Raw genomic sequence first — 2,316 nt, 5'->3', positions numbered from 1 at the left:
GTTTAATACGTTCTGAGAATGACCGTGGGCGGAATCCAATACCACCACGTCCACCTTGGCATCCACCAACGCAGCCACCCGGTCCAGCACATTGGCTGTGATTCCCACTCCGGCTCCACAGAGCAGACGCCCCTGGCTGTCCTTTGCGGCCAGCGGATATTTGATTGTTTTTTCGATATCTTTTATGGTGATGAGTCCTTTTAGATTGAAGTCCTTGTCCACTATAGGAAGCTTTTCCTTCCTGGCCTTTGCCAGGATCTTTTTTGCCTCCTCCAGCGTAATTCCCTCCTGGGCAGTGATCAGCCCCTCGCTTGTCATGGACTCTTTGATTTTCTTTGTGAAGTCTGTTTCGAATTTTAAGTCTCGATTTGTGATAATGCCTACAAGCCTTCGTCCCTCGGTAATGGGAACACCGGAAATGCGGAATTTCCCCATCAGCTCATCAGCATCCGCCAGTGTATGTTCAGGGGTCAGAGAAAATGGATCAGTGATGACTCCGTTTTCAGAACGCTTTACCTTGTCCACTTCCTCGGCCTGCGCCTCAATGGACATATTCTTGTGAATAATACCAACGCCTCCCTGTCTCGCCATGGCAATAGCCATGCGGTGTTCGGTCACCGTGTCCATTCCCGCGCTCATCATCGGAATGTTCAGCTTAATCTTTTTCGTCAGCCAGGTGGTCAAATCCACCTGATTGGGTATCACCTGTGAATACGCAGGCACCAGCAGCACATCGTCAAAGGTAATGCCTTCGCCAATAATCTGTCCCATTTTCTGTCCTCCTGTATTTTCTTAATTTTCAAATGAGTGTATCAAAGATTATTTTCACTGTCAACACATATGTTTATAAAAATTTAAGACTTTTGGAATGGGGTGCGGACTGAGCTGTTCCAGAATTAATCCATAAACACCTTCCTGGGCGCAACCGTTTTTATCACCTTCACCAGCTCGGGAGAGGGACTTAACAGCACCTTTTCCCCGCCTTCATAATACATGACATAGCGCAGATCTGGCTGCAGCTCCTCACCGATGCTGTAATCCTTCACCTTCACATTGCGGTTTTTGTAATTGTCCAGATGATAGGATTTTATGGGGGCCAGAATTTCCAGTCTGTCAATACTGTAGGTGGCAACTCTCTTTCTCTTGGCTTTTGCCATCACCTTGTCCACAGTAAGCTCCTTGTCCAGATACAGATATTCATACTCCAGATCTGTGTAAAGATTTACAAAATACGCGCCAATGCCGCATGCAAGCGCAAGCAGCATAGCCGGCATAAAAATAAACATGGCCAGACCGAATACCACTGTCAGCATGATCAGCAGTATCTTGAAGAATTTGGCCAGCGTGGATTGTTTTGCCTTGATCAGGCATTCTACATAGGTATCGCTCATAATCTTGTCCTATCCTTTTCAAAATGTTATAGCTTCATGATATAACATCCTGCTTCAAGTTGCAAGGCAACTTTCCCCCTATCCGCAATTTTTATCCTTTTTTTAGAATCCTCTTAGAAGCCCTTCATTGACAATCCGCCGCCCAGCACTTATGATAAGAAAAGATACTACAAGGGACGTAAGCGGCTTACGCCGCAGCAGAAAGGCAGGTGCCGCTTATGGCAGTGATGGATGAGTTTAAGGAAGAGCGGGAGGCGTTAAAAAACGCCGGGTTTAAAAAGAAAGTCAGCTATTTTTTCTATTATTATAAAGATGATTAAAAGTTTTTTCCGGTTCTCTTTTTTTCAAAAAAGGGAACAAAATCCCCCGTAAAGCAAAACCTCAACCCTCCCGCACGGTTCCGTGGTCCACAAAGACCAGCTTGCCGTTGGTTCGGGCAAAGGCGGCGGAATCGCAGGTGGTCACAAATGTCTGCTTGTCCTCAATGCGGGTCAATAGATACGTCTGGCGTGCGTCATCCAATTCACTGAGCACATCATCCAGCAGCATCACCGGATGTTCGCCCAGCACCTCGCCCGCCACGCTGGCTTCCGCCAGCTTCATGCTCAGCACCGCACTGCGCTGCTGGCCCTGGCTGCCATAAATTTTTCCCGGCTGGCCGTCAATTAAAATTTCCAGGTCCTCGCGGTGGGGCCCCGTCAGGCAAAAGCCTGCCCGCAGCTCGGTGTTTTTCACCTCGCGCAGCTTGGCCGCCAGCGCTTCCGGGCTGCCCGGATCGCAGCAGGGGCAGTATTGGATCTCCAACTTTTCTGCCCCGCTGGAAATATCACGGTAGTTCGCCGCTGCCGCCGGGGCCAGGTGGTCCAGATACCCCGCACGCCGCCGCATGACTTCGCAGCCATAGGTCACAAGCGCTTCGTTGTAG

At 49.2% G+C, this 2,316-nt stretch carries 3 protein-coding genes; all 3 read right to left on the bottom strand.

The genetic code is table 11. The features are described from left to right. The coding region (gene guaB / locus AC1WIP_RS14710; RefSeq protein ID WP_481142535.1) for an IMP dehydrogenase at positions 1-771 on the bottom strand (771 nt) is incomplete at its 3' end. Positions 772-896: 125 nt separating this feature from the next. Continuing rightward, positions 897-1,391: a DUF6106 family protein gene (locus AC1WIP_RS14705; protein ID WP_481142534.1), complete on the bottom strand. Its 495-nt coding sequence runs from the start codon at positions 1,389-1,391 to the stop codon at positions 897-899. Between the two features lie 381 nt (positions 1,392-1,772). Next, positions 1,773-2,316: DNA replication/repair protein RecF (locus AC1WIP_RS14700; RefSeq protein WP_481142533.1), on the bottom strand; the 544-nt coding region annotated here is incomplete at its 5' end.

This window comes from Acetatifactor sp. (genome assembly GCF_982438285.1).
Note: the sequence above shows the minus strand (reverse complement) of the source record. Positions and strands in the feature narration are given on the sequence as shown.